The sequence below is a fragment of the Streptococcus mitis genome (assembly GCF_047460035.1).
Classification (GTDB): Bacteria; Bacillota; Bacilli; order Lactobacillales; family Streptococcaceae; genus Streptococcus; species Streptococcus mitis_DW.
The window spans coordinates 185,622-210,484 of sequence record NZ_JASHHB010000002.1 but is presented as its reverse complement, the minus strand read 5'-3'; the positions used below and the strand labels follow the sequence as shown (position 1 = coordinate 210,484).

Genomic DNA, 24,863 nt, shown 5'->3' with positions numbered 1-24,863 from the left:
TAGGACAAGAGACAAGAAAGAGGACCTGATGTGAAGATTCGGATGCGAAATACGATTCAGTTTGATGAGCAGTTGGAAGTGATTGACCAGCTATATGATGTTGAAGTGCATGAAAAGGGAGATTATCGCTATTTGCTTTTCTACAATGAGGAAAAAGAAAAAGTAGTCATTAAATTTCATGGTCAAGAACTGGTGATGACCCGTTTTTCCAATCCGAAGACCATTATGCGCTTTCTAAAGGATAGTGATAGTTTAGCCTATATCCCCACACCCATGGGTATGCAGGAGTTTGTTATCCAAACGAATCGTTATCAAGTGGATGGTCAAAAGATTGATCTAGATTATCAACTACAAAATCAAGAGGGACAAGCCTTTGCCAGCTATCAATTGGAAATTACTTGGGGCTAGTCTCTTGTCTTTTTCAAATTTAGCTTGCTATCTTCTCAGATTGGCTTCCTAGTGTGGTAGATTAGGCTATTTTTTGGTATAATAAAAGTTATGGAAATCGAAAAAACCAATCGTATGAATGCGCTCTTTGAATTTTATGCGGCGCTTTTGACAGACAAGCAAATGAATTATATAGAGCTCTACTACGCTGATGATTACAGCCTTGCTGAAATTGCCGAGGAGTTCGGTGTCAGTCGTCAGGCTGTCTATGATAATATTAAGCGGACAGAAAAGATTCTGGAAGATTATGAGATGAAATTGCACATGTACTCGGACTACATTGTCCGAAGTCAGATTTTTGACCAGATTTTGGAGCGCTATCCCAAGGATAACTTTCTGCAGGAGCAGATAGAAATTTTAACAAGCATTGATAATAGAGAATAAGAGGAAGAAAAATGGCATTTGAAAGTTTAACAGAACGTTTGCAGAACGTCTTTAAAAATCTACGTAAAAAAGGAAAAATCTCTGAATCTGATGTCCAAGAGGCAACCAAAGAAATTCGCTTGGCCTTGCTTGAGGCCGACGTTGCCTTGCCTGTTGTAAAGGACTTTATCAAGAAAGTTCGTGAGCGTGCAGTCGGGCATGAGGTCATTGATACCCTTAATCCTGCGCAACAGATTATCAAAATCGTTGATGAGGAACTGACAACCGTTTTAGGTTCTGATACAGCTGAGATTATCAAGTCACCTAAGATTCCAACCATCATCATGATGGTCGGTTTGCAGGGGGCTGGTAAAACAACCTTTGCTGGTAAATTGGCCAACAAACTCAAGAAAGAAGAAAATGCTCGTCCTTTGATGATTGCGGCGGATATTTACCGTCCTGCGGCTATTGATCAGTTGAAGACTCTGGGTCAACAGATTGATGTGCCGGTTTTCGCACTTGGGACAGAAGTACCAGCTGTTGAGATTGTACGTCAAGGTTTGGAACAAGCCCAAACTAATCATAACGACTATGTCTTGATTGATACTGCGGGTCGTTTGCAGATTGATGAGCTCCTCATGAATGAGCTTCGTGACGTGAAAGCACTAGCTCAACCAAATGAAATTCTGCTCGTCGTTGATGCCATGATTGGTCAGGAAGCAGCCAATGTTGCGCGTGAGTTCAATGCTCAGTTGGAAGTAACTGGGGTTATCCTTACTAAGATTGATGGCGATACTCGTGGTGGTGCGGCTCTATCTGTTCGTCACATTACTGGAAAACCAATCAAGTTCACTGGTACTGGTGAAAAGATTACGGACATTGAAACCTTCCACCCAGACCGTATGTCTAGCCGTATCCTTGGTATGGGGGATATGCTCACTTTGATTGAGAAAGCTTCTCAGGAATACGATGAGCAAAAAGCCCTTGAAATGGCTGAGAAGATGCGTGAAAACACCTTTGATTTCAATGATTTCATTGATCAGTTGGATCAGGTACAAAACATGGGGCCAATGGAAGACTTGCTCAAGATGATTCCGGGTATGGCTAACAACCCAGCCCTTCAAAACATGAAGGTAGATGAGCGTCAGATTGCTCGTAAACGTGCCATTGTGTCTTCCATGACACCTGAAGAACGTGAAAACCCAGATTTGTTAAATCCAAGCCGTCGTCGTCGTATCGCTGCTGGTTCTGGAAATACATTTGTCGAAGTCAATAAATTCATCAAGGACTTTAACCAGGCTAAACAACTCATGCAAGGTGTTATGTCTGGGGATATGAACAAGATGATGAAGCAAATGGGAATCAATCCAAACAACCTTCCAAAAAATATGCCAAATATGGGAGGCATGGATATGTCTGCCCTTGAAGGAATGATGGGACAAGGTGGGATGCCTGACTTGTCAGCTCTAGGAGGAGCAGGAATGCCGGATATGAGTCAGATGTTTGGTGGTGGACTCAAGGGTAAAATCGGTGAATTTGCCATGAAACAGTCCATGAAACGCATGGCGAATAAAATGAAGAAAGCTAAGAAGAAACGCAAGTAAGACAAGGGAAGGCCGCAGGGCTTTCCTTTTTTAGAAAGAAGAAAAATGAGCACTTCCATAATTGGAAATGCTCGTTTTTTGATGTATTTAGATTCTTAGTCTTTATTTTCATATGGCAAGATTAAGTTCAAGATGATTCCTGTCATGGCTGATAGGGCAGTACCTGAAAGGGTAACTGGACCAAGTTTAAGGATAGCTCCTCCAAGTCCAAGGACCAACATAGCACTTGCGATGATTAGGTTACGCATTTGAGCGAAATCAACACGTTCTTTAATCAAAACTTTCAAACCGTTGCTGGCGATAACCCCATAGAGAAGGATTGACATACCACCAAGTACAGCATTTGGGATAGTTGAAATTAAGGCTGTAAATTTACCAAGGAAGCTAAGGGCAATCGCGATGAAGGCAGCGTTACGGATAACTGAGACAGAAGCGATACGAGTCATACCAATAACCCCTGTATTTTCTCCGTAAGTTGTATTTGCTGGTCCACCAAGGAAGGCAGAAACTGAAGTTGCGATACCGTCACCAAGAAGAGTACGGTGAAGACCTGGTTCTTTCAAGAATTGACGGCCACAGATTTGACCCAAAACAGTATGGTCTCCGATGTGTTCAGAAATTGTTACGATAGCGATTGGCAAGATAGCGATGGTTTCTGGACCAAAGTAAAGATTGTACTCTTTAAAGGCGCCACCTGTGCTAAATGGCAAGTAGAAACCAGGAATTTCAAACCAGTTAGCTTTAAGAACTGGTGTAAAGTCAACCAAGCCAAGAGTTAGAGCGAAGAGGTAACCACCGATAATGGCAAAGAGGAATGGAATGATTCGTAGGAATCCTTTTCCTTTTGTATTGATAAAGGCAGCAATCAAGAAAGTAACAACTGCTACAAGAGCATTTTTCCAATTCCCGTCAGCTACAAGACCAGCGTTAGTAACTGCTGAGCCTGCAAGTCCAAGACCGATAACGATGATCATAGGTCCGATGATGATTGGTGGCAAGAGTTTATCAATCCATTTTGTACCTGCAAAACGAACACCAGCAGCCACAAGGACATAGACCAAACCAGTCAAGATAACCCCTGTTTGAGCAGCAGATACGTCACCACCCATTTCTTTCATAGCAAGTGACATTGCTGTGATAAAGGCGAATGATGATCCTAGATAAACTGGAACTCTAAAACCAGTTGAAATCATATAGATGAGTGTCCCAACACCTGAAGCAAAAAGGGCAACAGATACAGGCATTCCCAAAATCAATGGTACCAAGATGGTCGCACCAAACATGGCGAAAACATGTTGGAAGCTAAGGAGAATTCCTTTTCCAGCCGAAGGACGTTGGTCAACGTCTAGCAACAAATCAACAGTTGATTCTTGTTTCATATAAACCTCACTTTTGGGCATCAAAAAAGAGCCCATTATTTTACAGCAATAGGCCCTCAGAGTAAGACTTCTCTAAAATCTAGACTTTAAAGAATTTCAAGTATTTCTGCGTCTTCGTCACCTCACGGGATGACATTAAAAACCTTTGCTTGTGATAGTATAGCAGAAATTCCGAACTTTGTAAACATTTTTTACTAAAAAATTTAAAGCGGGCGTTTGTTGAGCATGCCAGCCTTTCTTGGATATTTATTTGGTGTTTCTTTTTTCTTTTCTACCACTGTGATGTAACGTGGATCTCCATTTGGTAGGGCGTAGCTGAGATTGTCTTCTACTTTACTAAAAAGGAGGTTGAGGGCATTCTTAGCTTCTAATAATTCCTCAGGAGCATTGCTAGCCTTGAGTGCCAATAGTTTTCCGCCAACTTTAAGGTAGGGAATAGTTAATTCAGATAGGACTTGCATACGGGCAACCGCACGAGCCGTTACAAAATCATACTGAGCACGGAAGTTTTTGTCTTGGGCAAAATCTTCGGCACGTCCATGGTAGAAATGAACATCGTCTAAATCCAGTTCCTGAGCCAAAAGTTTGAGGAAGTTGATGCGCTTGTTGAGAGAATCAATGATAGTTACATTTAACTGAGGATAGAGGATTTTCATTGGTAGACTAGGAAATCCTGCCCCAGCTCCAATATCAAGAAGTTTGATATTGGAGCTGGGAATCAAATCTTGAAGAATGGGTGCAATCGAATCGTAAAAATGTTTGAGATAAACTTCTTCCTTGTCTATAATAGCTGTTAAATTAATTTTTTCATTCCACTCGATCAAGAGTTCAAAATAACGTTCAAATTGTTTTTTTTGCTGGTCCGAAAGTGGAAGATTCTGATCGGCAAGCAGGTTGTAAAATGTTTCTGGTTTCATAGTTATTTCCTTCTTTAGTATCATCTTATTTTACCACAATCATTAAAAATTTGATATACTGGTACTAATCTAAAAGCAGAAAGGAATTATATCATGACTTGGATTATTCTTGGAGTTTTGGCTCTTGTTGTTATTTTTGTGATTGTTAGCTATAACGGTTTGGTTAAGAATCGTATGCAAACCAAGGAGGCTTGGAGCCAGATTGATGTTCAGTTGAAACGTCGAAATGACCTCTTGCCAAACTTGATTGAAACTGTAAAAGGTTATGCAAAATATGAAGGTTCTACCCTTGAAAAGGTGGCAGAACTACGTAACCAAGTGGCAGCAGCGACTTCACCAGCAGAAGCTATGAAAGCTAGTGATGCCCTTACTCGTCAGGTTTCAGGTATTTTTGCAGTTGCAGAAAGCTATCCAGATTTGAAAGCTAGTGCCAACTTTGTTAAATTGCAAGAGGAGTTGACAAACACAGAAAATAAAATTTCTTACTCTCGTCAACTCTACAACAGTGTTGTCAGCAACTACAATGTAAAATTAGAAACTTTCCCAAGCAATATTATCGCTGGAATGTTTGGATTTAAAGCAGCAGATTTCCTTCAAACTCCAGAAGAGGAAAAGGCAGTTCCTAAAGTTGATTTTAGCGGTTTAGGTGACTAAGATGTTGTTTGATCAAATTGCAAGCAATAAACGAAAAACGTGGATTTTGTTGATGGTATTTTTCCTACTTTTAGCTCTTGTTGGCTATGCGGTTGGTTACCTCTTTATGCGATCTGGGCTTGGTGGTTTGGTTATCGCACTGATTATCGGCTTTATCTATGCCTTGTCCATGATTTTTCAATCGACAGAGATTGTCATGTCCATGAATGGGGCGCGTGAGGTTGATGAGCAAACAGCACCAGACCTCTACCATGTAGTAGAAGATATGGCTATGGTGGCTCAAATTCCTATGCCTCGTGTTTTCATCATTGATGATCCTGCCTTAAATGCCTTTGCGACAGGTTCTAACCCTCAAAACGCAGCGGTTGCTGCGACGTCAGGTCTCCTAGCTATCATGAATCGTGAAGAACTAGAAGCTGTTATGGGACATGAAGTCAGTCATATTCGTAATTACGATATCCGCATTTCGACTATTGCTGTTGCCCTTGCTAGTGCTATCACCATGCTTTCTAGTATGGCAGGTCGTATGATGTGGTGGGGTGGAGCAGGTCGCAGACGAAGTGACGATGATAGAGATGGAAATGGTCTTGAAATCATTATGCTAGTGGTTTCACTACTAGCTATTGTACTGGCACCTCTCGCTGCAACTTTGGTGCAACTAGCTATTTCTCGTCAGAGGGAATTTCTAGCTGATGCTTCCAGTGTCGAGTTGACCCGCAATCCTCAAGGGATGATTAATGCTCTACGTAAGTTGGATAATAGTAAACCGATGAGTCGTCCTGTCGATGATGCCAGCAGTGCACTTTATATCAATGATCCTAAGAAAGGTGGAGGGTTCCAAAAACTCTTTTATACCCACCCACCTATCTCAGAACGGATTGAACGTTTAAAACATATGTAAAATGAATCCAGAGACGACCTCTGGATTTTTGCTATGTTGCAAATTTATAAATCTTGTAAATCAACTGCTTCTAATCCTTTTTCTGTTAAGCGATAGATGATTGAACAGACCTCTTTTAAGAAACGACGGTCATGCGAAACAGTGATGAGACCGCCTGGATAGGTGGCAAAGAGTTTCCTGATGTGGGGTTGAGAAGTTGGAGAAAAATTTCGTGTGGGTTCATCCAGCAGAAGAAAGTTTGGTTTGCGCAAGACTAAATCCAAAAGCAGGAGTTTTCCCTGTTGACCGCCAGATAAGGAGAGAATTTGATGCTGCATTTCTGGATAACTGAAATTGAGACTGGCTAAGTGAGATTGGATTTTCTGTAGTTCCTCTTTTTCCCCAGTTTGACTTAGATAGGCTATTGGTGATAAATCCAATTTCAGTTTTTTGTGGTAATCTTGTGGCATATAACCAAGTGAAATCTCTCTTTTTTGACTTAGCAGTTGTTGCAACTTTGCTAACAGAGTTGATTTCCCCATACCATTTGGGCCTATGAGACCGATTTTTTCTTGTCCACGGACAGTTAGTTGTAGTTTTTGAACCAAAACTTGGTCGCCAATGGACAAATTTTCTTTTTCCAGTTGGATTAAGACTTTAGAAGCCGGTAATGGTTGGATGTCTGAGAAGAAAAGTCTGATTTCTTCCTCTTCAAGTGGCTTTTGGGTCATGGACTGAGCTGTCTTTTCAAAGCGTTTTTCTTGAGAGAGGACATTTTTCATCTTTTTAGCCAATAGGCGACCGGCAGTACTGTCTTTGGTAGCTCGAAGCGCAGTTTCTACATTTTGCTTGACTCGCCGATGTTTTTCCATGGTTTTATCGTAGGCTCTTTGGTCGTTAGCAGCTTGCTGGCTTTGTCTGACAAAATTAGCCTTTCTCTGCTCACTATAGTGATCATAGTCTAAATGCTCTACTAGCGTTTCTGCTTCTTTCCGGTGCTTGACCAGTCGCAAGTGGACAATGGTATCAGCCGTTTCAGAAAGAAAGTCTTCATCATGGGAAATGAAAATAACGGTTTGCCGAATCTTTCGAATCTGACCTTTTAGCCAATCAACCGTCTCAAGGTCTAGGTCATTTGAAGGTTCATCTAAAAATAAAATCTCAAAGGGTTTGGCTAACTCATGGATGAGCTGAATTTTCAAAGCTTCGCCACCCGAGAGGCTCCCAATATCTTGGTCACTAGCAAAGCGATCACTATCAAAATGCAGCTCCTCAGCCAAACGATAGAGTATACTGTAGTCTAAATCAATAGAATCTAAAAAGAAGTAGTCGTGTAGAGATTGTTTTTTCAGCTCCTCGGGGACTTTTTGAGGAATGTAAGCCAGTGACTGAATGTCAGACTGGATGTCTCCCTTGATAGTGAAATCAGGTAAAGCTTTCCCCATTAAAGTTTTAAGTAAGGTTGATTTGCCATTTCCTTCCTCTCCAATAATAGCTACTTTTTCCCCGTCTTGGATAGTCATGGTTAGGTCAGATACAAGATCTCGTAGATCTTTGTTTTGAGTGATGGTTAGATGATTGATTTTTATCATATTGTTGCCCTTTCTAGAATGTCGATAGTGCATAACAAAAAGCTCTACTTTATCTAGTAGAGCCCAAAGTCACTGTCAAAACTCTATTATCCTCGTTGAAAAACTCGTCAAACTAGCTTGGAGTTGCCTAACCCAACCCAAGAGGAGCATAGCTTTCTAGTTTTTTGATTTTCATAGATGATAAAGTACTAGAAAATCTAGTACAAAAAGAGCATGCAAAAAGAGACAAAAACAAGATCTACTAAATAAAGTTTCTTTATTTGATAGACTTAGTTGTTCATGTCTCCCTTACCTCCGAGTATTAGTACCTCTATCCTATACCTTTCAGGATATTTTGTCAATAGAAAACCGACAATTCTAATCTCTAAAATCCGAAAACAGGTCCATAGAGAGTTAGTACGTGTTTGACATGCTCGTAATGGAACTTGTCATAGTTTCGCCAAGCGATGCGTGCTTGATCGTTTAGTTTTAGACTACCCAGTCCAATAAGAAGACTGGTACGTTGGTAAAATTTCTCAAGGTCAATTAAGATACTGTTGTTCAACTTTTCCGCTTTTTTGAGTTCTCTCATAGTAGTGTTTAGCAGCTCTTGTAGTCGAATATCATCTGCCCTATCCTGTTTGCAGCTTTGGAAACTTTTATTTAACTCGGATAGGAGTTGGGTTGCATTAGTAATGATTTCTTTGTCTTCCATATGAGCATCTTCCTTGCTATCATGTATTCTTTCCTATAGTATAGTACCAAAAAATATAGTGATAAACATATTAAAAAATTGAATTTTAATTACAAAGTTTGGTGGGCTGATTTGTAGGCTTTTCATGGTATAATCAAGAGAGTAAATCTTTATGGAGGAAGTATGAAATTAAATATTCAAGAAATTCGTAAGCAGTCTGAAGGCTTGCATTTTGAACAAACGTTAGACCTAGCCGCAGACCTGCATGCACGCAATCAAGAAATTTTAGATGTAAAAGATATCCTTGCAGTTGGGAAAGTACAGTACGAAGACCGTATGTATTTTTTAGATTATCAATTATCTTATACCATTGTTCTTGCTTCAAGTCGCAGTATGGAACCAGTTGAGTTAGTTGAATCTTATCCAGTCACGGAAGTTTTCATGGAAGGCGCAACTAACCAGCTAGATCAAGAAGTTCTAGATGATGATTTGGTCTTGCCTATCGAAAATGGAGAACTTGACCTTGCTGAGAGTGTATCAGACAATATCCTACTAAATATTCCTATTAAGGTCTTGACGGCTGAAGAAGAGGCTGGTCAAGGATTTGTGTCAGGAAATGACTGGCAAATCATGACAGAAGAAGAATACCAAGCTCAACAAGCAGTTAAGAAAGAAGAAAACAGTCCTTTTGCTGGCTTACAAGGACTATTTGATGGAGACGAATAATGGTCTTGTCAAAAAAACGAGCACGAAAAGTGCTAGAAGAAATCATTGCTCTGTTTCCAGATGCCAAGCCCAGTCTTGATTTTACCAATCATTTTGAACTCTTGGTTGCGGTCATGTTGTCAGCCCAGACGACGGATGCAGCGGTAAATAAGGCCACACCAGGTCTCTTTGCTGCCTTTCCAACGCCACAAGCCATGTCTGTTGCAACAGAGAGTGAGATTGCTTCACACATTTCTCGCCTGGGACTGTATCGAAATAAGGCTAAATTCCTTAAAAAATGTGCCCAACAGATACTAGACGATTTCGATGGTCAAGTCCCTCAAACACGAGAGGAATTGGAGAGTTTGTCAGGTGTTGGTCGCAAGACAGCCAATGTTGTCATGAGTGTGGGCTTTGGGATTCCAGCTTTTGCAGTGGATACTCATGTGGAGCGTATTTGCAAACACCACGATATTGTCAAAAAATCAGCGACACCACTTGAGGTGGAAAAACGGGTTATGGATATCTTGCCACCGGAGCAGTGGTTAGCTGCCCATCAGGCTATGATTTATTTTGGAAGAGCCATTTGCCATCCTAAAAATCCAGAGTGTGACCAGTACCCACAATTATATGATTTTAGCAATTTATAAGATGGGGACTCAAAAGTTTTTGCTTGATTTTAGGCTCGCTTTGTGCTATAGTAATTGATAATTAAATATTCCTTTAAACCTGTCCCGTGAGGCAGGCAAGGAGCGCGATAAAGTAGAAGGGTGAAGTCTATACTGTTTGCAGTAGGGCTTGCTTGGCTATACATTTCAAGTCTCCTTGTTTAAGGAGACTTTTCTTTTTGGAGGTTTGTCATGAAGGCAAAAGAAGTTGTAGACGAATTGACCGTCAAACGAGCGATTACGCGTATTACTTATGAGATTATCGAACGCAACAAAGATTTGAATAAAATCGTCTTGGCTGGTATTAAAACTCGTGGTGTCTTTATCGCCCACCGTATCCAAGAACGTTTGGAGCAGCTAGAAAATCTTACAGTTCCTGTTGTGGAATTGGATACTAAACCTTTCCGTGATGATGTTAAGAGTGGAGAAGATACTTCTTTGGTTTCTGTCGATGTGACAGACCGCGAAGTTATCTTGGTGGACGATGTGCTTTATACAGGCCGTACTATCCGTGCTGCTATTGATAATATTGTCGGTCATGGTCGTCCTGCGCGCGTGAGTTTAGCAGTTCTAGTTGATCGTGGACATAGAGAATTGCCAATCCGTCCAGATTACGTTGGGAAAAACATCCCAACTAGTCGTTCTGAAGAAATCATCGTAGAGATGGCAGAACTTGATGGCCAAGACAGAGTTCTGATTACTGAAGAAGCTTAGAAAGCTAAAGGAGTAGCCATGTCAGAAAATCAACAAGCATTGAACCATGTGGTGTCCATGGAAGACCTCACTGTCGATCAAGTGATGAAATTGATCAAGCGAGGAATTGAGTTTAAAAACGGAGCTCAGCTTCCTTATGAAGACCATCCGATTGTTTCCAATCTTTTCTTTGAGGATTCTACACGGACGCATAAATCCTTTGAAGTGGCAGAGATTAAATTGGGATTGGAGCGACTTGACTTTGATGTGAAGACTAGTTCAGTCAATAAGGGTGAGACACTTTATGATACTATCCTGACCCTATCTGCACTAGGAGTGGATGTCTGTGTGATTCGCCACCCAGAGGTTGACTACTACAGAGAGTTGATTGCTAGTCCCACGATTACGACTTCCATCATCAATGGTGGAGATGGTTCGGGCCAACACCCTAGCCAGAGCTTGCTTGATTTGATGACTATTTATGAGGAATTTGGTCACTTTGAGGGTCTTAAGGTTGCGATTGCAGGTGACTTGGACCACTCACGCGTTGCCAAATCCAATATGCAGATTTTGAAACGCTTGGGAGCTGAACTGTTCTTTGCAGGACCTGAGGAATGGAGAAGTCAAGAGTTTGCAGACTATGGGCAGTTTGTAACTATTGATGAAATTATTGATCAGGTGGATGTCATGATGTTTCTCCGTGTGCAACATGAACGCCATGATAGTGGAGCTGTCTTTTCCAAAGAAGACTACCATGCCCAACATGGCTTGACTCAAGAACGTTATGATCGCTTGAAAGAAACAGCAATCCTCATGCACCCAGCTCCAGTCAACCGTGATGTAGAAATCGCAGACCACTTGGTTGAAGCACCAAAATCACGGATTGTCCAACAAATGACCAATGGTGTCTTTGTTCGAATGGCAATCTTAGAATCCGTACTGGCGAGTAGAAACGCCAACTAAAACACAAGACGTTAAAAGACGCCAGTGAGCGTCCACGAGAGGTGAAAATATGACAAAAAGACTTCTAGTATTAGAAGATGGCACAGTTTTTGAAGGCAAAGCCTTCGGAGCAGATATTGATGTTACAGGCGAAATCGTCTTTAATACAGGCATGACCGGCTACCAAGAATCCATTACAGACCAGTCTTATAATGGACAAATCTTGACCTTTACTTATCCTTTGGTAGGAAATTATGGAATCAACCGTGATGATTACGAATCCATTATTCCAACTTGTAAGGGAGTCGTTGTTTTTGAAGAAGCGCGTAGAGCAAGTAACTGGCGTAATCAAATGACCTTGGATGAATTTTTGAAAGCCAAGAAAATTCCTGGTATTTCAGGAATTGATACGCGTGCCCTCACCAAGATTATCCGTAAGCATGGTACTATGCGTGCAACCTTGACCCATGTTGGGGACAGCATGGATCATGTGACGGACCAGCTCCAAGCGACAGTCTTGCCGACAGACAATATCAAGCAGGTTTCTACTAAAACTTCCTATCCAGCTCCAGGAGTTGGTTTGAGTGTTGTCTTGGTGGACTTTGGTCTCAAGCATTCAATTTTACGTGAACTTTCTAAACGCAACTGTAATGTGACGGTTGTTCCGTATTCGACAACGGCTGAAGAAATTCTCCATCTCAATCCTGACGGAGTGATGTTGTCAAACGGTCCAGGTAACCCAGAAGATGTTCCACAGGCACTGGATATGATTCGTGGTGTGCAAGGAAAAATTCCAATCTTTGGTATCTGTATGGGGCACCAACTCTTTGCAATGGCAAATGGTGCTAAGACCTACAAGATGAAGTTTGGTCACCGTGGATTTAACCATGCGGTACGTGAAATTGCTACAGGACGTGTGGATTTTACAAGTCAAAACCATGGTTATGCAGTTAGCCGTGAGGATTTGCCAGAGCATTTGATCATTACCCACGAAGAAATCAATGACAAGTCAGTTGAAGGTGTGCGTCACAGATACCAACCTGCTTTCTCTGTTCAATACCATCCAGACGCAGCCCCTGGTCCACACGACGCTAGCTACCTATTTGATGAGTTTATCGAGATGATGGAAGCTTTTAAACAATCAAACTAAGAACGAGTAAAAGCTCGTCGGAGAATTTATTTAATGGCAACCTGAGAGTTGCCGAATAGAAAGGAGAAGATACATTGTTCGCGGAAGTGAACACGCCCTAAGAACTGTGTGAAAAAGATAAACATCGTCTTGACGCTGAAGGCGTCTGCACCGAGTTTCCTATTTTCGCTGTGTTCTTTACGGGCTTTGTATCATAAACTATGCCTAAACGTACTGATATTCAAAAAATTATGGTGATTGGTTCTGGTCCGATTATTATTGGTCAAGCTGCTGAGTTTGACTACGCTGGGACCCAGGCTTGCTTGTCTTTGAAAGAGGAAGGTTATGAGGTTGTTTTGGTTAACTCAAATCCTGCAACTATCATGACGGACAAGGAAATTGCTGATAAGGTTTATATTGAACCGATTACACTTGAGTTTGTGACACGAATTCTTCGCAAGGAACGTCCAGATGCCTTGCTACCAACACTCGGTGGTCAGACAGGTCTCAACATGGCCATGGAATTATCTAAAAATGGTATCCTTGATGAGCTTGGTGTTGAACTTCTGGGAACTAAATTATCTGCTATTGACCAAGCGGAGGATCGTGACCTCTTTAAACAATTGATGGAAGAATTGGAACAACCCATTCCAGAATCTGAAATTGTAAACACTGTTGAAGAAGCTGTTGCCTTTGCAGCAACAATTGGCTACCCAGTCATCGTTCGTCCAGCCTTTACACTTGGTGGTACTGGTGGTGGAATGTGTGCTAATGAGGAAGAATTGCGTGAAATCGCTGAAAATGGATTGAAATTGTCACCTGTGACCCAATGTTTGATTGAACGTTCGATTGCAGGTTTCAAGGAAATCGAATACGAAGTTATGCGTGACTCAGCTGACAATGCTTTGGTTGTTTGTAACATGGAAAACTTTGACCCAGTTGGGATTCATACAGGAGATTCCATTGTATTTGCCCCTGCTCAAACCATGTCAGACTATGAAAACCAAATGCTTCGTGACGCTAGCTTGAGCATTATTCGTGCCCTCAAGATTGAAGGTGGATGTAACGTTCAGTTGGCCCTTGACCCACACAGCTTCAAGTACTATGTCATTGAAGTAAACCCTCGTGTATCGCGTTCTTCAGCCCTTGCTTCAAAGGCGACAGGTTACCCAATTGCCAAATTGGCTGCTAAGATTGCCGTAGGTTTGACCTTAGATGAGGTGATCAACCCAGTTACAGGTTCAACCTATGCCATGTTTGAGCCAGCCCTTGACTATGTGGTTGCCAAGATTCCGCGTTTCCCATTTGACAAGTTTGAAAAGGGTGAGCGCCGTCTTGGTACCCAGATGAAGGCGACTGGGGAAGTAATGGCGATTGGTCGTAACATCGAGGAATCTCTCCTTAAAGCTTGTCGCTCCCTTGAAATTGGTGTGCACCACAATGAAATGCCTGAACTTGCAGCGGTTTCGGATGATGCCTTGATTGAAAAAGTTGTCAAAGCCCAGGATGACCGTCTCTTCTATGTGTCAGAAGCTATTCGCCGTGGTTACACACCAGAAGAAATTGCTGAATTGACTAAGATTGATATCTTCTATCTGGATAAACTCTTGCATATCTTTGAAATTGAGCAAGAATTAGGTGCCCATCCACAAGATCTAGAAGTCTTGAAAACAGCAAAACTAAATGGTTTCTCAGACCGTAAGATTGCTGAACTATGGGAAACGACAGCTGACCAAGTTCGCCAGCTTCGTTTGGAAAGCAAGATTGTTCCAGTTTATAAGATGGTAGATACTTGTGCGGCAGAATTTGACTCTGAAACACCATACTTCTATTCAACCTATGGTTGGGAAAACGAGTCTATCAAGTCTGATAAGGAATCTGTACTTGTCCTAGGTTCTGGTCCAATCCGTATCGGTCAAGGGGTCGAGTTTGACTATGCAACGGTTCACTCTGTTAAGGCTATCCAAGCTGCTGGCTACGAAGCTATCATCATGAACTCAAATCCAGAGACCGTATCTACAGACTTCTCGGTATCTGATAAACTCTACTTTGAACCATTGACTTTTGAAGATGTGATGAACGTCATCGACTTGGAGCAACCAAAGGGTGTTATCGTTCAGTTCGGTGGTCAAACAGCCATCAACCTTGCGGAGCCATTGGCGAAAGCAGGTGTGACCATCCTTGGGACACAGGTTGCTGACCTAGACCGAGCTGAGGACCGTGACCTCTTTGAGCAAGCTCTTAAAGATTTGGATATTCCACAGCCACCAGGACAAACGGCTACCAATGAAGAAGAAGCAGTTCTTGCAGCTCGAAAGATTGGCTTCCCAGTTCTTGTCCGTCCATCTTATGTACTTGGTGGACGTGCTATGGAAATCGTTGAAAACGAAGAAGACCTTCGTTCTTACATGCGCACAGCGGTTAAGGCTAGTCCTGACCATCCAGTCCTTGTAGACTCTTATATCGTTGGACAAGAGTGTGAAGTTGATGCCATTTCAGACGGAGAAAATGTCCTTATCCCTGGTATCATGGAGCATATCGAACGTGCTGGTGTCCACTCAGGTGACTCAATGGCCGTTTACCCACCACAAACCTTGTCGCAAAAGGTTCAGGAAACTATAGCAGACTATACGAAACGTCTAGCAATCGGCCTTAATTGCCTTGGAATGATGAACATCCAGTTTGTTATCAAGGATGAAAAAGTCTACGTTATTGAGGTCAATCCACGTGCCAGCCGTACGGTTCCATTCCTTTCTAAAGTGACCAATATCCCTATGGCTCAAGTAGCAACCAAGCTCATTCTTGGTCAAAAACTTGAAGAACTTGGCTACCAAGATGGACTTTACCCTGAAAGTACCCGCGTTCATATCAAGGCACCTGTCTTCTCCTTTACCAAACTAGCTAAGGTAGACAGCTTACTTGGTCCTGAAATGAAGTCAACAGGGGAAGTTATGGGTTCTGATACGACTTTGGAAAAAGCTCTCTATAAGGCCTTTGAAGCTTCTTACTTACACTTGCCAACTTTTGGTAACGTTGTATTTACCATCGCTGATGATGCCAAAGAAGAAGCCTTGGACTTGGCTTGTCGTTTCCAAAATATTGGCTATGGAATCCTCGCGACAGAAGGGACAGCAGCCTTCTTTGCCAGTCATGGATTGCAAGCCCAACCTGTTGGTAAGATTGGTGATGACGATAAGGATATTCCAAGCTTTGTTCGTAAAGGAAGAATTCAAGCTATCATTAACACAGTAGGAACCAAACGAACTGCAGACGAAGATGGAGAGCAAATCCGTCGTTCAGCCATTGAACACGGAGTGCCCCTCTTCACAGCCCTAGATACAGCTAACGCCATGCTCAAAGTATTGGAAAGCCGTAGTTTTGTCACAGAAGCAATTTAAATAGAAAAAAGAGAAGGTGTAATGATCTTCTCTTTTTTGTTATATTTTTTCTTGTAAACTACTGCTTAATCAGCTTTTGCGATAAGCTTTAATACTGTGGCTATACCACTCCTGCATTTCTTTTGATGGTGGTGTCATATAATCCCCATACATCTGGGTTAAAAATTGATCATATTTTTTAGGGACGGGCAACATACGGCCTTCAAACTCAGTTAAGATGAGTTCTTTAAAGGTATCAACTGGGAAGACTTCTTTCATTCCTTCTTTACCAATACCAATTCCTCCCTCATATTGAGGAGTGTTGGTTACAGCATTTTTGACTAGCTGATCAATTTTCTTGTAAAAGTAACGAGGATTGACAAATCGGAGGGCGTGCCAGCTACATAATCTTAGAAAATCTTTTAATTTGCTATCACCGTGAACTGCGCGTGATTTTTTGATATAAGCTAGTTGACGAAGGGCTACATACTTATAACTCTTGTCGACAATGCTCAAGTCTGTAAAGCGATCAATTGGGAAGACATCGATAAAGAGACTGGTGTCGTGACGCTTGTACTTAACATGGTCTTCGATAACAGTAGAAGTATCCAAAATCGATGCGAAATTATGGAAGTACCAAGAAGAAGTGTCGTAGGAGAGAACCTTATAACGTGGATGGTCTTCTTCCACAATAATTTTCAATAAGCGATCATAATCTTCACGATAGAGAGAAATATCAATATCATCGTCCCAGGGAATCATACCTTTGTGGCGGATAGCTCCAAGCATGGTTCCATAACTTAGAAAATAAGGAATATCATGTTTCTTACAAGTCTCATCAATATAGTCTAGCAGGGCTAGTTGAATTTCTTTAATTTCTTCTTTTTCTAAATACTGCATCCTAATCCTCCAATTTATAAGCGTGAAATTCATGACTGTAGAAGCGTTTTTCTTCTGGTGGTAGGGTCATATAATCTCCATAAAATTGCGTCAAAATAGTATCAAATTTTTCAGGTGCTGGAAGGCTTAAATTTTCAAAGGGTAAATCAATTGTTTTATCGAAGGTACCACTTGGGAAGACTTCCTTTTCCTTAAATTTAGAAGGGATAAAAGCCATATACTGCCCATTCTCACGATTATATTTTTGAATTTCTTTCTCGATTTTATTTGCAAAATAACGAGGAGAAACCGGTCGAAGGAGCAACCAAAAGGCTGTTCGTATCCAATCTTTTAAAAGGCTATCCTTATAGACAATATTTTTATATTTACTGAAAGACAGAAGTTTGAAGCTTTCCAGTTTATAACAAATATCAATGACCTTAGGGTCATCAAAGCGATCCATAGGGAAAATATCGATAAAAACACCTGACTCATAGGTTTTTGTATTCCGAGTATCAATAATTTTAGTCGTACTGTCTGTTATTTTGACAAAGTTGTTAAAGTAGTTCTTATCAGTTTCTAAGGAAAGGAGCTTATATTTGCTTTTTTCCTTTTGAAAAATGTTTATAAATCGTTGGTAGTCTTCTCGAGGCATGGACAAATCAATATCGTCGTCCCAAGGAATAAAGCCCTGATGTCGAACCGCCCCAATCAGAGTACCGTAGTTAATAATATAGTTGATATTGTGCTTTTTACAGAGAGTATCAATATAATCCAAAATTTCTAATTCAATTTGTTTGGCATCTTCAATGGTTAGTTGTTTCATTCTATACTCCTAAGATTTTTTGAATTTATTTTTTAAGGCTAGGACATGGTTTAAAAATTCATAGAAAATGCTATCTTTGGTGAAGGCAAGTAGACCAATATAAGAGATGGCTGATAACAAGACAATCAAACCAGTATTAATCAAAAATGGCAAATTAATGACCATATCCACGGGATACAAGAAATTAATCAGGAAATAAATTCCTACAAAGGAAAGTGAAAAGAGCGAGTATCGAACAGTATAGCTAAAGATATGTCCTAAGTGGATGAGTTGTTTTCTATGGATGAAAATGATATAGAAAACAAGTAGAGAGGCCTCTGATAGCATAGTTGTCAGTAAGTAGTATTCAGGAGCCACGAAGTGGTTGAAAAAGAGGAGACTATTTAAGCCCAAATTGAGTAATCCTGCAAAGACTGTATAGACTGTGATTCGTTTTTCATAGCCATTTGTAAAGAGAATTTGGGAACCAAGAATGGTATCTAAGGCCAGGATAATCGTACGAAAAGCGAAGAGAGAGGTTAAGATACCACCTCCGATATATTTTTCACTACCGTAAAGTAGGATGGCATTTGGTCCTAAAACCATGAGTCCAAAACTCAGTGGAATGATAAAGAAGTTAAAGATTCGACTGCCTCTGTTAACAAGTGCGACATAGGCTTCCTTATCGCCTTTTCCTAGATAGTAACTGAGACGAGGCACACTCACTCCGATAGCTCCTGTTACAACACCAGCTATAACGGTCACAATTCGTTGAGCCATGGTATAGTAACTAACGTTGACATCAATCCCTGTTTTAACGAGGAAGAGACGATCCAAAAAAGTGAAGAGCATATTGGCATTGGCAAAGACCAACATGGCTGTCAAAGGGAGAAAGAGCGGTTTGAAATCACTTATGTGAATCTTAACAAGCTTAATGTCTCTTTTAATCCAAAAATAACTAATCAGATAGTTAATCAGTGTCGATAAACTCATCACAAGTGTATAGACAACAATATCGTGTTCATTTTTGACAAACAGGAAAATAGAGACCAGCATCAGGATACGGATGAAGGCAGTCTTGTAAAAGAGAAAACTGTAATTTTCCAGAGCTTCATTAACCCATTCGATTGAAAAAATCTGGGCAATGAGTTGAATCCCCATAACAAGGTAGACTTTTTTGACGATTGGATTATCTGTAAAGAAGAGAGGATAGGCAAGTATGTAGACAGCAGTGGTCAAAATCGTACAAGCTATGCACAAATAAAAAAGACTAGAGAAGGTTCTATTCAGATCTTTTTTGTTATCCTTGACATTACTGATGGCCCGTAAACCGTAGTTATAGACCCCATAAGTCGCAAAGGGCAAGAAAAATGACAAAATAGTGTCAACTGAGTTGAAGTAACCATAGTCAGTTCGGTCCAAGACACGCGCGACGTAGGTACCAGTTAAGATGGGAAAAATAATATTCAAGACACGAATTCCCATGTAGGATAGAGCATTTAATTTTATACTTTTCATTCAATTTACCTCGTTTTTCATTATATCATAAAGTCAGCTAATAAGAAATGAAGGGCAGTAATACTCTTCGAAAATCAAATTCAAACCACGTCAGCGTCGCCTTACCGTACTCAAGTACAGCTTACGGCTAGCTTCCTAGTTTGCTTTTTGATTTTCATTGAGTATAAGTCAAGTAATCACTTTGAAGTTTCAAAGTTTTATTTTAAGCTTTCTTTAAGAAAACTATATTATTCTGAAGAACTCTAAAATTTCACAGCCATTTATTAGTAATGACTACAGAATTCCTAGTCACTACTAGAAATGGACCAGTTTCTTTGAATAATGGAACTGCTTAATCCTCCTATTCTAGAACGGGATGACTAGTATTTCTTTTATGATAGGACTAGATTGTGGTATAATAGAGAGAATAAGTTTTTTTAGTAAGACAAAGGAGAAAAAAGATGATTTATGCAGGAATTCTTGCTGGTGGAACTGGCACACGTATGGGAATCAGTAACTTGCCAAAACAATTTTTAGAGCTAGGTGATCGACCTATCTTGATTCATACAATTGAAAAATTTGTCTTGGAACCAAGTATTGAAAAAATTGTAGTTGGGGTTCATGGAGACTGGGTTTCTCATGCAGAAGATCTTGTAGATAAATATCTTCCTCTTCATAAGGAACGTATCATCATTACAAAAGGTGGTGCTGACCGCAATACAAGTATTGAGAAAATCATTGAAGCCATTGATGCTTATCGTCTGCTTACACCAGAGGATATCGTTGTTACCCACGATTCTGTTCGTCCATTTATTACGCTTCGCATGATTCAGGACAATATCCAACTTGCCCAAAATCATGACGCAGTGGACACAGTTGTAGAAGCGGTTGATACTATCGTTGAAAGTACCAATGGTCAATTTATTACAGATATTCCAAATCGTGCTCACCTTTATCAAGGACAAACACCTCAAACATTCCGTTGCAAGGACTTCATGGACCTTTATGGATCTCTTTCTGATGAAGAGAAGGAAATCTTGACAGATGCATGTAAAATCTTTGTGATCAAAGGAAAAGATGTGGCCTTGGCCAAGGGCGAATACTCAAACCTAAAAATCACAACAGTAACAGATTTGAAGATTGCAAAAAGTATGATTGAGAAAGACTAGTAAAATGATTAATCAAATTTATCAACTAACTAAGCCTAAGTTTATCAATGTCAAATACCAGGAAGAGGCTATTGGCCAAGAGAATCATATCCTCATCCGTCCTAACTACATGGCTGTCTGTCATGCGGATCAGCGTTACTACCAAGGAAAACGTGATCCAAAGATTTTGAATAAAAAGCTTCCAATGGCAATGATTCACGAGTCATGTGGAACCGTTATTTCTGACCCGACAGGAACCTACGAGGTTGGGCAAAAAGTTGTCATGATTCCTAATCAGCCTCCTATGCAGAGTGATGAAGAATTCTATGAAAACTACATGACAGGGACCCATTTCTTGTCTAGTGGATTTGATGGCTTTATGAGAGAGTTTGTTTCTCTCCCTAAAGATCGTGTGGTAGCTTATGATGCTATTGAAGACACGGTTGCAGCGATTACAGAGTTTGTCAGTGTCGGCATGCACGCTATGAATCGCTTATTGACTCTTGCTCATAGCAAGCGAGACCGAATTGCTGTTATCGGAGATGGAAGTTTAGCTTTTGTGGTTGCCAATATTATCAACTATACTTTGCCAGAAGCAGAGATTGTGGTTATTGGTCGTCATTGGGAAAAGTTGGAACTTTTCTCATTTGCCAAAGAATGCTATATTACTGATAATATTCCTGAAGATTTGGCCTTTGACCATGCTTTTGAGTGTTGTGGTGGTGATGGTACTGGACCAGCTATTAATGATTTGGTTCGCTATATTCGTCCTCAGGGAACGATTCTTATGATGGGAGTTAGTGAGTATAAAGTCAATCTCAATACACGCGATGCCTTAGAAAAAGGCTTGCTCTTGGTTGGGTCCTCTCGTTCTGGTCGCATTGATTTTGAAAATGCAATCCAAATGATGGAAGTCAAGAAATTTGCTAATCGTCTTAAAAATATCCTTTATCTAGAAGAACCTGTAAGAGAAATTAAAGATATTCATCGTGTCTTTGCTACCGACTTAAACACAGCCTTTAAAACCGTGTTTAAGTGGGAAGTATAGGTGCTGGAGGTTAATTGTGGAGAAAATCATTAAAGAAAAAATTTCTTCCTTACTTAGTCAAGAAGAGGAAGTCCTCAGTGTTGAACAACTGGGGGGAATGACCAATCAAAACTATTTGGTCAAAACAACAAATAAGCAATACATTGTTAAATTCTTTGGTAAAGGGACAGAAAAGCTGATCAATCGTCAAGATGAAAAGTACAATCTTGAACTACTAAAGAATTTAGACTTAGATGTAAAAAATTATCTTTTTGATATTGAAGCTGGTATCAAAGTAAATGAGTATATCGAATCTGCGATTACGCTTGATTCAACGTCAATCAAGACCAAATTTGATAAAATTGCTCCAATTTTACAAACCATTCATGCTTCTGGCAAGGAATTAAGAGGAGAATTTGCTCCTTTTGAAGAAATCAAAAAATACGAATCTTTGATTGAGGAAAAAATCCCTTATGCCAACTATGAAGCAGTTAGAGAAGAAGTCTTCTCCTTAGAGAAAAGACTTGCTGACTTAGGTGTTGACAGAAAATCTTGTCATATCGATTTGGTGCCTGAAAACTTTATCGAATCACCTCAAGGACGACTTTATCTTATTGACTGGGAATATTCATCAATGAACGATCCAATGTGGGATTTGGCTGCTCTCTTTTTAGAGTCTGAATTCACTCGTCAAGAGGAAGAAGCCTTCTTATCTCACTATGAGAGTGAGCAAACACCTGTCTCTCGTGAAAAGATTGCCATTTATAAAATTTTACAAGATACTATTTGGAGTCTATGGACTGTCTATAAGGAAGAGCAAGGCGCAGATTTTGGTGACTATGGTGTGAATCGTTACCAAAGAACTGTTAAAGGTTTGTCATATTATGGAGGTTCAGATGAAAACTAAAAATGGAGTTTCTTTTGGTCTACTCTCAGGTATTTTCTGGGGTTTAGGTCTAACGATTAGTGCTTATATCTTTTCGATTTTTACAGATTTGTCGCCCTTTGTGGTGGCCGCTGCTCACGATTTCTTGAGTATCTTTATCTTACTAGCTTTTCTCTTGGTAAAAGAAGGAAAAGTTCGTCTTTCAATTTTCTTAAATATTCGCAATGTTAGTGTGATCATCGGAGCCTTGCTAGCAGGCCCTATCGGTATGCAGGCCAATCTTTATGCGGTTAAGTATATCGGAAGTTCTTTAGCTTCATCTGTGTCGGCTATTTACCCTGCGATTTCGGTTTTATTGGCTTTCTTCTTCTTGAAGCACAAGATTTCAAAAAATACTGTATTTGGGATTGTCTTGATTATTGCAGGGATTATTGCTCAGACCTATAAGGTTGAACAGGTCAATTCCTTCTACATTGGGATTCTCTGTGCTTTGGTTTGTGCTATTGCATGGGGAAGTGAGAGTGTTCTTAGCTCTTTTGCCATGGAAAGTGAATTGAGTGAAATCGAAGCCCTCTTAATCCGTCAAGTAACTTCATTCTTGTCCTATCTTGTGATTGTGCTCTTCTCTCATCAGTCATTTGCAGAAGTGGCCAATGGACAATTGCTAGGTCTTATGATTGTCTTTGCAGCCTTTGATATGATTTCCTATTTGGCTTATTATATCGCTATCAATCGCTTGCAACCAGCCAAGGCTACAGGCTTGAACGTGAGCTATGTAGTATGGACAGTCTTGTTTGCAGTTGTTTTCTTGGGTGCACCGCTAGATATGCTGACAATTATTACGTCACTTGTCGTTATTGCTGGAGTTTATATTATTATTAAAGAATAAAGGAGATTCGTGTGAAAGCCATCATCTTAGCAGCGGGATTGGGAACTCGCTTGCGTCCTATGACTGAAAATACCCCTAAAGCCTTGGTTCAGGTTAATCAAAAACCCTTGATTGAATACCAAATTGAGTTTTTAAAAGAAAAAGGAATCAATGAAATCATCATCATTGTTGGTTACCTTAAAGAACAATTCGATTACTTGAAAGAAAAATATGGTGTTCGCCTCGTCTTCAATGATAAATACGCTGACTACAATAACTTTTACTCTCTCTATCTTGTAAAAGAAGAATTGGCCAATAGCTATGTTATTGATGCCGATAATTATCTCTTTAAAAATATGTTCCGTAATGATTTGACTCGTTCGACTTATTTTAGTGTCTATCGTGAAGATTGTACCAACGAATGGTTCTTGGTCTATGGAGATGACTATAAGGTTCAAGACATTACTGTTGATAGCAAGGCTGGTCGTATCCTTAGTGGTGTATCCTTCTGGGACGCTCCAACTGCAGAAAAGATTGTCAGCTTTATCGACAAGGCTTATGCAAGTGGCGAGTTTGTTGATCTCTACTGGGACAATATGGTTAAGGATAACATCAAAGAGCTGGATGTCTATGTTGAAGAATTAGAAGGCAATAGCATCTATGAAATCGATAGTGTCCAAGACTATCATAAATTAGAAGAAATTCTTAAAAACGAAAATTAAAGATTCCAACATCTGGCTAAATAGTCGGATGTTTTTTTGATTTTTTACGAATAAATAGATGAGTAGAAAAAGAAATGGAGTTATTTATGAAAATCACAAACTATGAAATCTATAAGTTAAAAAAATCAGGTTTGACAAATCAACAGGTTTTGCAGGTCCTAGAATATGGTGAAAATGTTGATCAGGAGCTTTTGTTGGGTGATATTGCAGATATATCAGGTTGCAGAAATCCAGCCGTTTTTATGGAACGTTATTTTCAGATAGACGATGAGAATTTGGAGAAGGAGTTTCAAAAATTTCCATCTTTCTCTATTTTAGATGACTGTTACCCTTGGGATTTGAGTGAAATATATGATGCGCCTGTACTTTTATTTTACAAGGGAAACCTGGACCTCTTGAAATTTCCGAAGGTAGCAGTCGTAGGAAGTCGTGCTTGTAGCAAACAGGGAGCTAAGTCAGTTGAAAAAGTCATTCAGGGATTGGAAAATGAACTGGTTATCGTCAGTGGATTAGCCAAGGGAATTGACACAGTAGCTCATATGGCAGCTCTTCAGAATGGCGGAAAAACCATTGCAGTGATTGGAACAGGACTGGATGTGTTTTATCCTAAAGCCAATAAACGCTTGCAAGACTACATCGGCAATGACCATCTGGTTCTCAGTGAATATGGACCTGGCGAACAACCTCTGAAATTTCATTTTCCTGCCCGTAATCGCATCATCGCTGGACTTTGTCGTGGCGTGATTGTAGCAGAGGCCAAGATGCGCTCGGGGAGTCTCATTACCTGTGAGCGAGCAATGGAAGAAGGGCGCGATGTCTTTGCTATTCCTGGTAGCGTTTTAGATGGACTATCAGACGGTTGCCATCATTTGATTCAAGAAGGGGCAAAATTGGTCACCAGTGGGAAGGATGTTCTTGCGGAATTTGAATTTTAAGATAAAATTTCTCTTTCTAAACCAACTTTTCTTCTATATATAGTAGCTAAGTCTTGACAGGGTTCAAAAAATG

Annotated in this window: 24 protein-coding genes; 17 read left to right on the top strand and 7 right to left on the bottom strand. The window is 40.3% G+C overall.

The features are described 5' to 3' along the window. Positions 1-30 precede the first annotated feature (30 nt). The 3 genes from QM956_RS02830 to ffh all read left to right on the top strand — a co-directional run bounded on the left by QM956_RS02830 (position 31) and on the right by ffh (position 2,414). Positions 31-408: a YwiB family protein gene (locus tag QM956_RS02830; RefSeq protein ID WP_261020583.1), complete on the top strand. Its 378-nt coding sequence runs from the start codon at positions 31-33 to the stop codon at positions 406-408. A gap of 90 nt (positions 409-498) precedes the next feature. Further along, positions 499-831, top strand: coding sequence for a putative DNA-binding protein (locus tag QM956_RS02825; RefSeq protein WP_000402071.1), 333 nt, complete (start codon positions 499-501; stop codon positions 829-831). Between the two features lie 11 nt (positions 832-842). Continuing rightward, positions 843-2,414, top strand: coding sequence for a signal recognition particle protein (gene ffh, locus QM956_RS02820; protein ID WP_023946921.1), 1,572 nt, complete (start codon positions 843-845; stop codon positions 2,412-2,414). 95 nt (positions 2,415-2,509) lie between these two features. Here ffh and QM956_RS02815 read toward each other — a convergent pair whose 3' ends face one another. Further along, a complete protein-coding gene (locus QM956_RS02815) occupies positions 2,510-3,793 on the bottom strand; it encodes a uracil-xanthine permease family protein (RefSeq protein WP_004256659.1) in 1,284 nt (427 codons plus the stop codon). Between the two features lie 203 nt (positions 3,794-3,996). Beyond that, on the bottom strand, positions 3,997-4,710 hold the full coding sequence (rsmG, locus tag QM956_RS02810; protein WP_414302192.1) for a 16S rRNA (guanine(527)-N(7))-methyltransferase RsmG: 714 nt from the start codon (positions 4,708-4,710) through the stop codon (positions 3,997-3,999). A gap of 93 nt (positions 4,711-4,803) precedes the next feature. Here rsmG and QM956_RS02805 point away from each other — a divergent pair, with 93 nt between their 5' ends. After that, positions 4,804-5,364, top strand: a complete 561-nt coding sequence (locus tag QM956_RS02805) for a LemA family protein (protein WP_000219846.1) — start codon at positions 4,804-4,806, stop codon at positions 5,362-5,364. A gap of 1 nt (position 5,365) precedes the next feature. Beyond that, positions 5,366-6,265, top strand: a complete 900-nt coding sequence (htpX, locus tag QM956_RS02800; RefSeq protein WP_153209974.1) for a zinc metalloprotease HtpX — start codon at positions 5,366-5,368, stop codon at positions 6,263-6,265. A gap of 44 nt (positions 6,266-6,309) precedes the next feature. On the opposite strand, the gene QM956_RS02795 is transcribed toward htpX, so the two are convergent. Together QM956_RS02795 and QM956_RS02790 are read right to left on the bottom strand one after the other, a co-directional pair. Then, the gene (locus QM956_RS02795; protein WP_261020579.1) at positions 6,310-7,869 is read right to left on the bottom strand and encodes an ATP-binding cassette domain-containing protein; all 1,560 of its coding nucleotides are present in this window, start codon (positions 7,867-7,869) and stop codon (positions 6,310-6,312) included. Between the two features lie 331 nt (positions 7,870-8,200). Then, a complete protein-coding gene (locus QM956_RS02790; protein WP_261020609.1) occupies positions 8,201-8,530 on the bottom strand; it encodes a helicase BlpT in 330 nt (109 codons plus the stop codon). A 162-nt stretch (positions 8,531-8,692) separates the two neighbouring features. On the opposite strand from QM956_RS02790, the gene QM956_RS02785 reads away from it, so the two are divergent. The 6 genes from QM956_RS02785 (at position 8,693) to carB (ending at position 16,044) form a co-directional block, all read left to right on the top strand. Then, positions 8,693-9,235 (top strand): YceD family protein, encoded by a 543-nt coding sequence (locus tag QM956_RS02785; protein WP_060805712.1) that lies wholly within the window; start codon positions 8,693-8,695, stop codon positions 9,233-9,235. Next, positions 9,235-9,864 carry an endonuclease III gene (gene nth, locus QM956_RS02780; RefSeq protein WP_261081730.1) on the top strand — a complete coding sequence of 210 codons (630 nt, stop codon included), beginning with the start codon at positions 9,235-9,237 and terminating at the stop codon, positions 9,862-9,864. Before QM956_RS02785 ends, nth begins: the two co-directional genes overlap by 1 nt. Before the next feature lie 210 nt (positions 9,865-10,074). Then, positions 10,075-10,596, top strand: coding sequence for a bifunctional pyr operon transcriptional regulator/uracil phosphoribosyltransferase PyrR (gene pyrR, locus QM956_RS02775; RefSeq protein WP_261081731.1), 522 nt, complete (start codon positions 10,075-10,077; stop codon positions 10,594-10,596). A gap of 18 nt (positions 10,597-10,614) precedes the next feature. Next, positions 10,615-11,538: an aspartate carbamoyltransferase catalytic subunit gene (locus tag QM956_RS02770; protein ID WP_033687097.1), complete on the top strand. Its 924-nt coding sequence runs from the start codon at positions 10,615-10,617 to the stop codon at positions 11,536-11,538. A gap of 49 nt (positions 11,539-11,587) precedes the next feature. Next, positions 11,588-12,667 carry a carbamoyl phosphate synthase small subunit gene (locus tag QM956_RS02765; RefSeq protein ID WP_000166853.1) on the top strand — a complete coding sequence of 360 codons (1,080 nt, stop codon included), beginning with the start codon at positions 11,588-11,590 and terminating at the stop codon, positions 12,665-12,667. Between the two features lie 200 nt (positions 12,668-12,867). Then, positions 12,868-16,044, top strand: coding sequence for a carbamoyl-phosphate synthase large subunit (gene carB, locus QM956_RS02760; RefSeq protein WP_084929977.1), 3,177 nt, complete (start codon positions 12,868-12,870; stop codon positions 16,042-16,044). Positions 16,045-16,113: 69 nt separating this feature from the next. Here carB and QM956_RS02755 read toward each other — a convergent pair whose 3' ends face one another. From QM956_RS02755 to tacF, 3 genes are read right to left on the bottom strand one after another with little or no spacing between them, the layout of a single operon-like run. Continuing rightward, complete coding sequence (locus QM956_RS02755) at positions 16,114-16,923, bottom strand: LicD family protein (RefSeq protein ID WP_001199634.1); 810 nt, start codon at positions 16,921-16,923, stop codon at positions 16,114-16,116. A gap of 1 nt (position 16,924) precedes the next feature. Further along, positions 16,925-17,728: a LicD family protein gene (locus QM956_RS02750; protein WP_261020571.1), complete on the bottom strand. Its 804-nt coding sequence runs from the start codon at positions 17,726-17,728 to the stop codon at positions 16,925-16,927. Positions 17,729-17,737: 9 nt separating this feature from the next. Beyond that, positions 17,738-19,225, bottom strand: a complete 1,488-nt coding sequence (gene tacF / locus QM956_RS02745) for a type IV teichoic acid flippase TacF (protein ID WP_261020570.1) — start codon at positions 19,223-19,225, stop codon at positions 17,738-17,740. A 440-nt stretch (positions 19,226-19,665) separates the two neighbouring features. Here tacF and QM956_RS02740 point away from each other — a divergent pair, with 440 nt between their 5' ends. From QM956_RS02740 to dprA, 6 genes are all read left to right on the top strand, one after another. Next, positions 19,666-20,373, top strand: coding sequence for an IspD/TarI family cytidylyltransferase (locus QM956_RS02740; RefSeq protein WP_414302191.1), 708 nt, complete (start codon positions 19,666-19,668; stop codon positions 20,371-20,373). A gap of 4 nt (positions 20,374-20,377) precedes the next feature. Next, the gene (locus tag QM956_RS02735; RefSeq protein WP_414302190.1) at positions 20,378-21,400 is read left to right on the top strand and encodes a ribitol-5-phosphate dehydrogenase; all 1,023 of its coding nucleotides are present in this window, start codon (positions 20,378-20,380) and stop codon (positions 21,398-21,400) included. Between the two features lie 16 nt (positions 21,401-21,416). Further along, on the top strand, positions 21,417-22,286 hold the full coding sequence (gene licA / locus QM956_RS02730) for a choline kinase LicA (protein ID WP_414302189.1): 870 nt from the start codon (positions 21,417-21,419) through the stop codon (positions 22,284-22,286). Continuing rightward, a complete protein-coding gene (locus QM956_RS02725) occupies positions 22,276-23,154 on the top strand; it encodes a DMT family transporter (protein ID WP_049550666.1) in 879 nt (292 codons plus the stop codon). The genes licA and QM956_RS02725 overlap by 11 nt, the downstream gene beginning before the upstream one ends. A gap of 11 nt (positions 23,155-23,165) precedes the next feature. Beyond that, a complete protein-coding gene (locus QM956_RS02720) occupies positions 23,166-23,855 on the top strand; it encodes a sugar phosphate nucleotidyltransferase (protein ID WP_000643977.1) in 690 nt (229 codons plus the stop codon). An 86-nt stretch (positions 23,856-23,941) separates the two neighbouring features. Then, entirely contained in the window at positions 23,942-24,790 is an 849-nt protein-coding gene (dprA, locus tag QM956_RS02715) for a DNA-processing protein DprA (RefSeq protein ID WP_261020565.1), read from the top strand. The last annotated feature ends 73 nt before the right edge of the window (positions 24,791-24,863 follow it).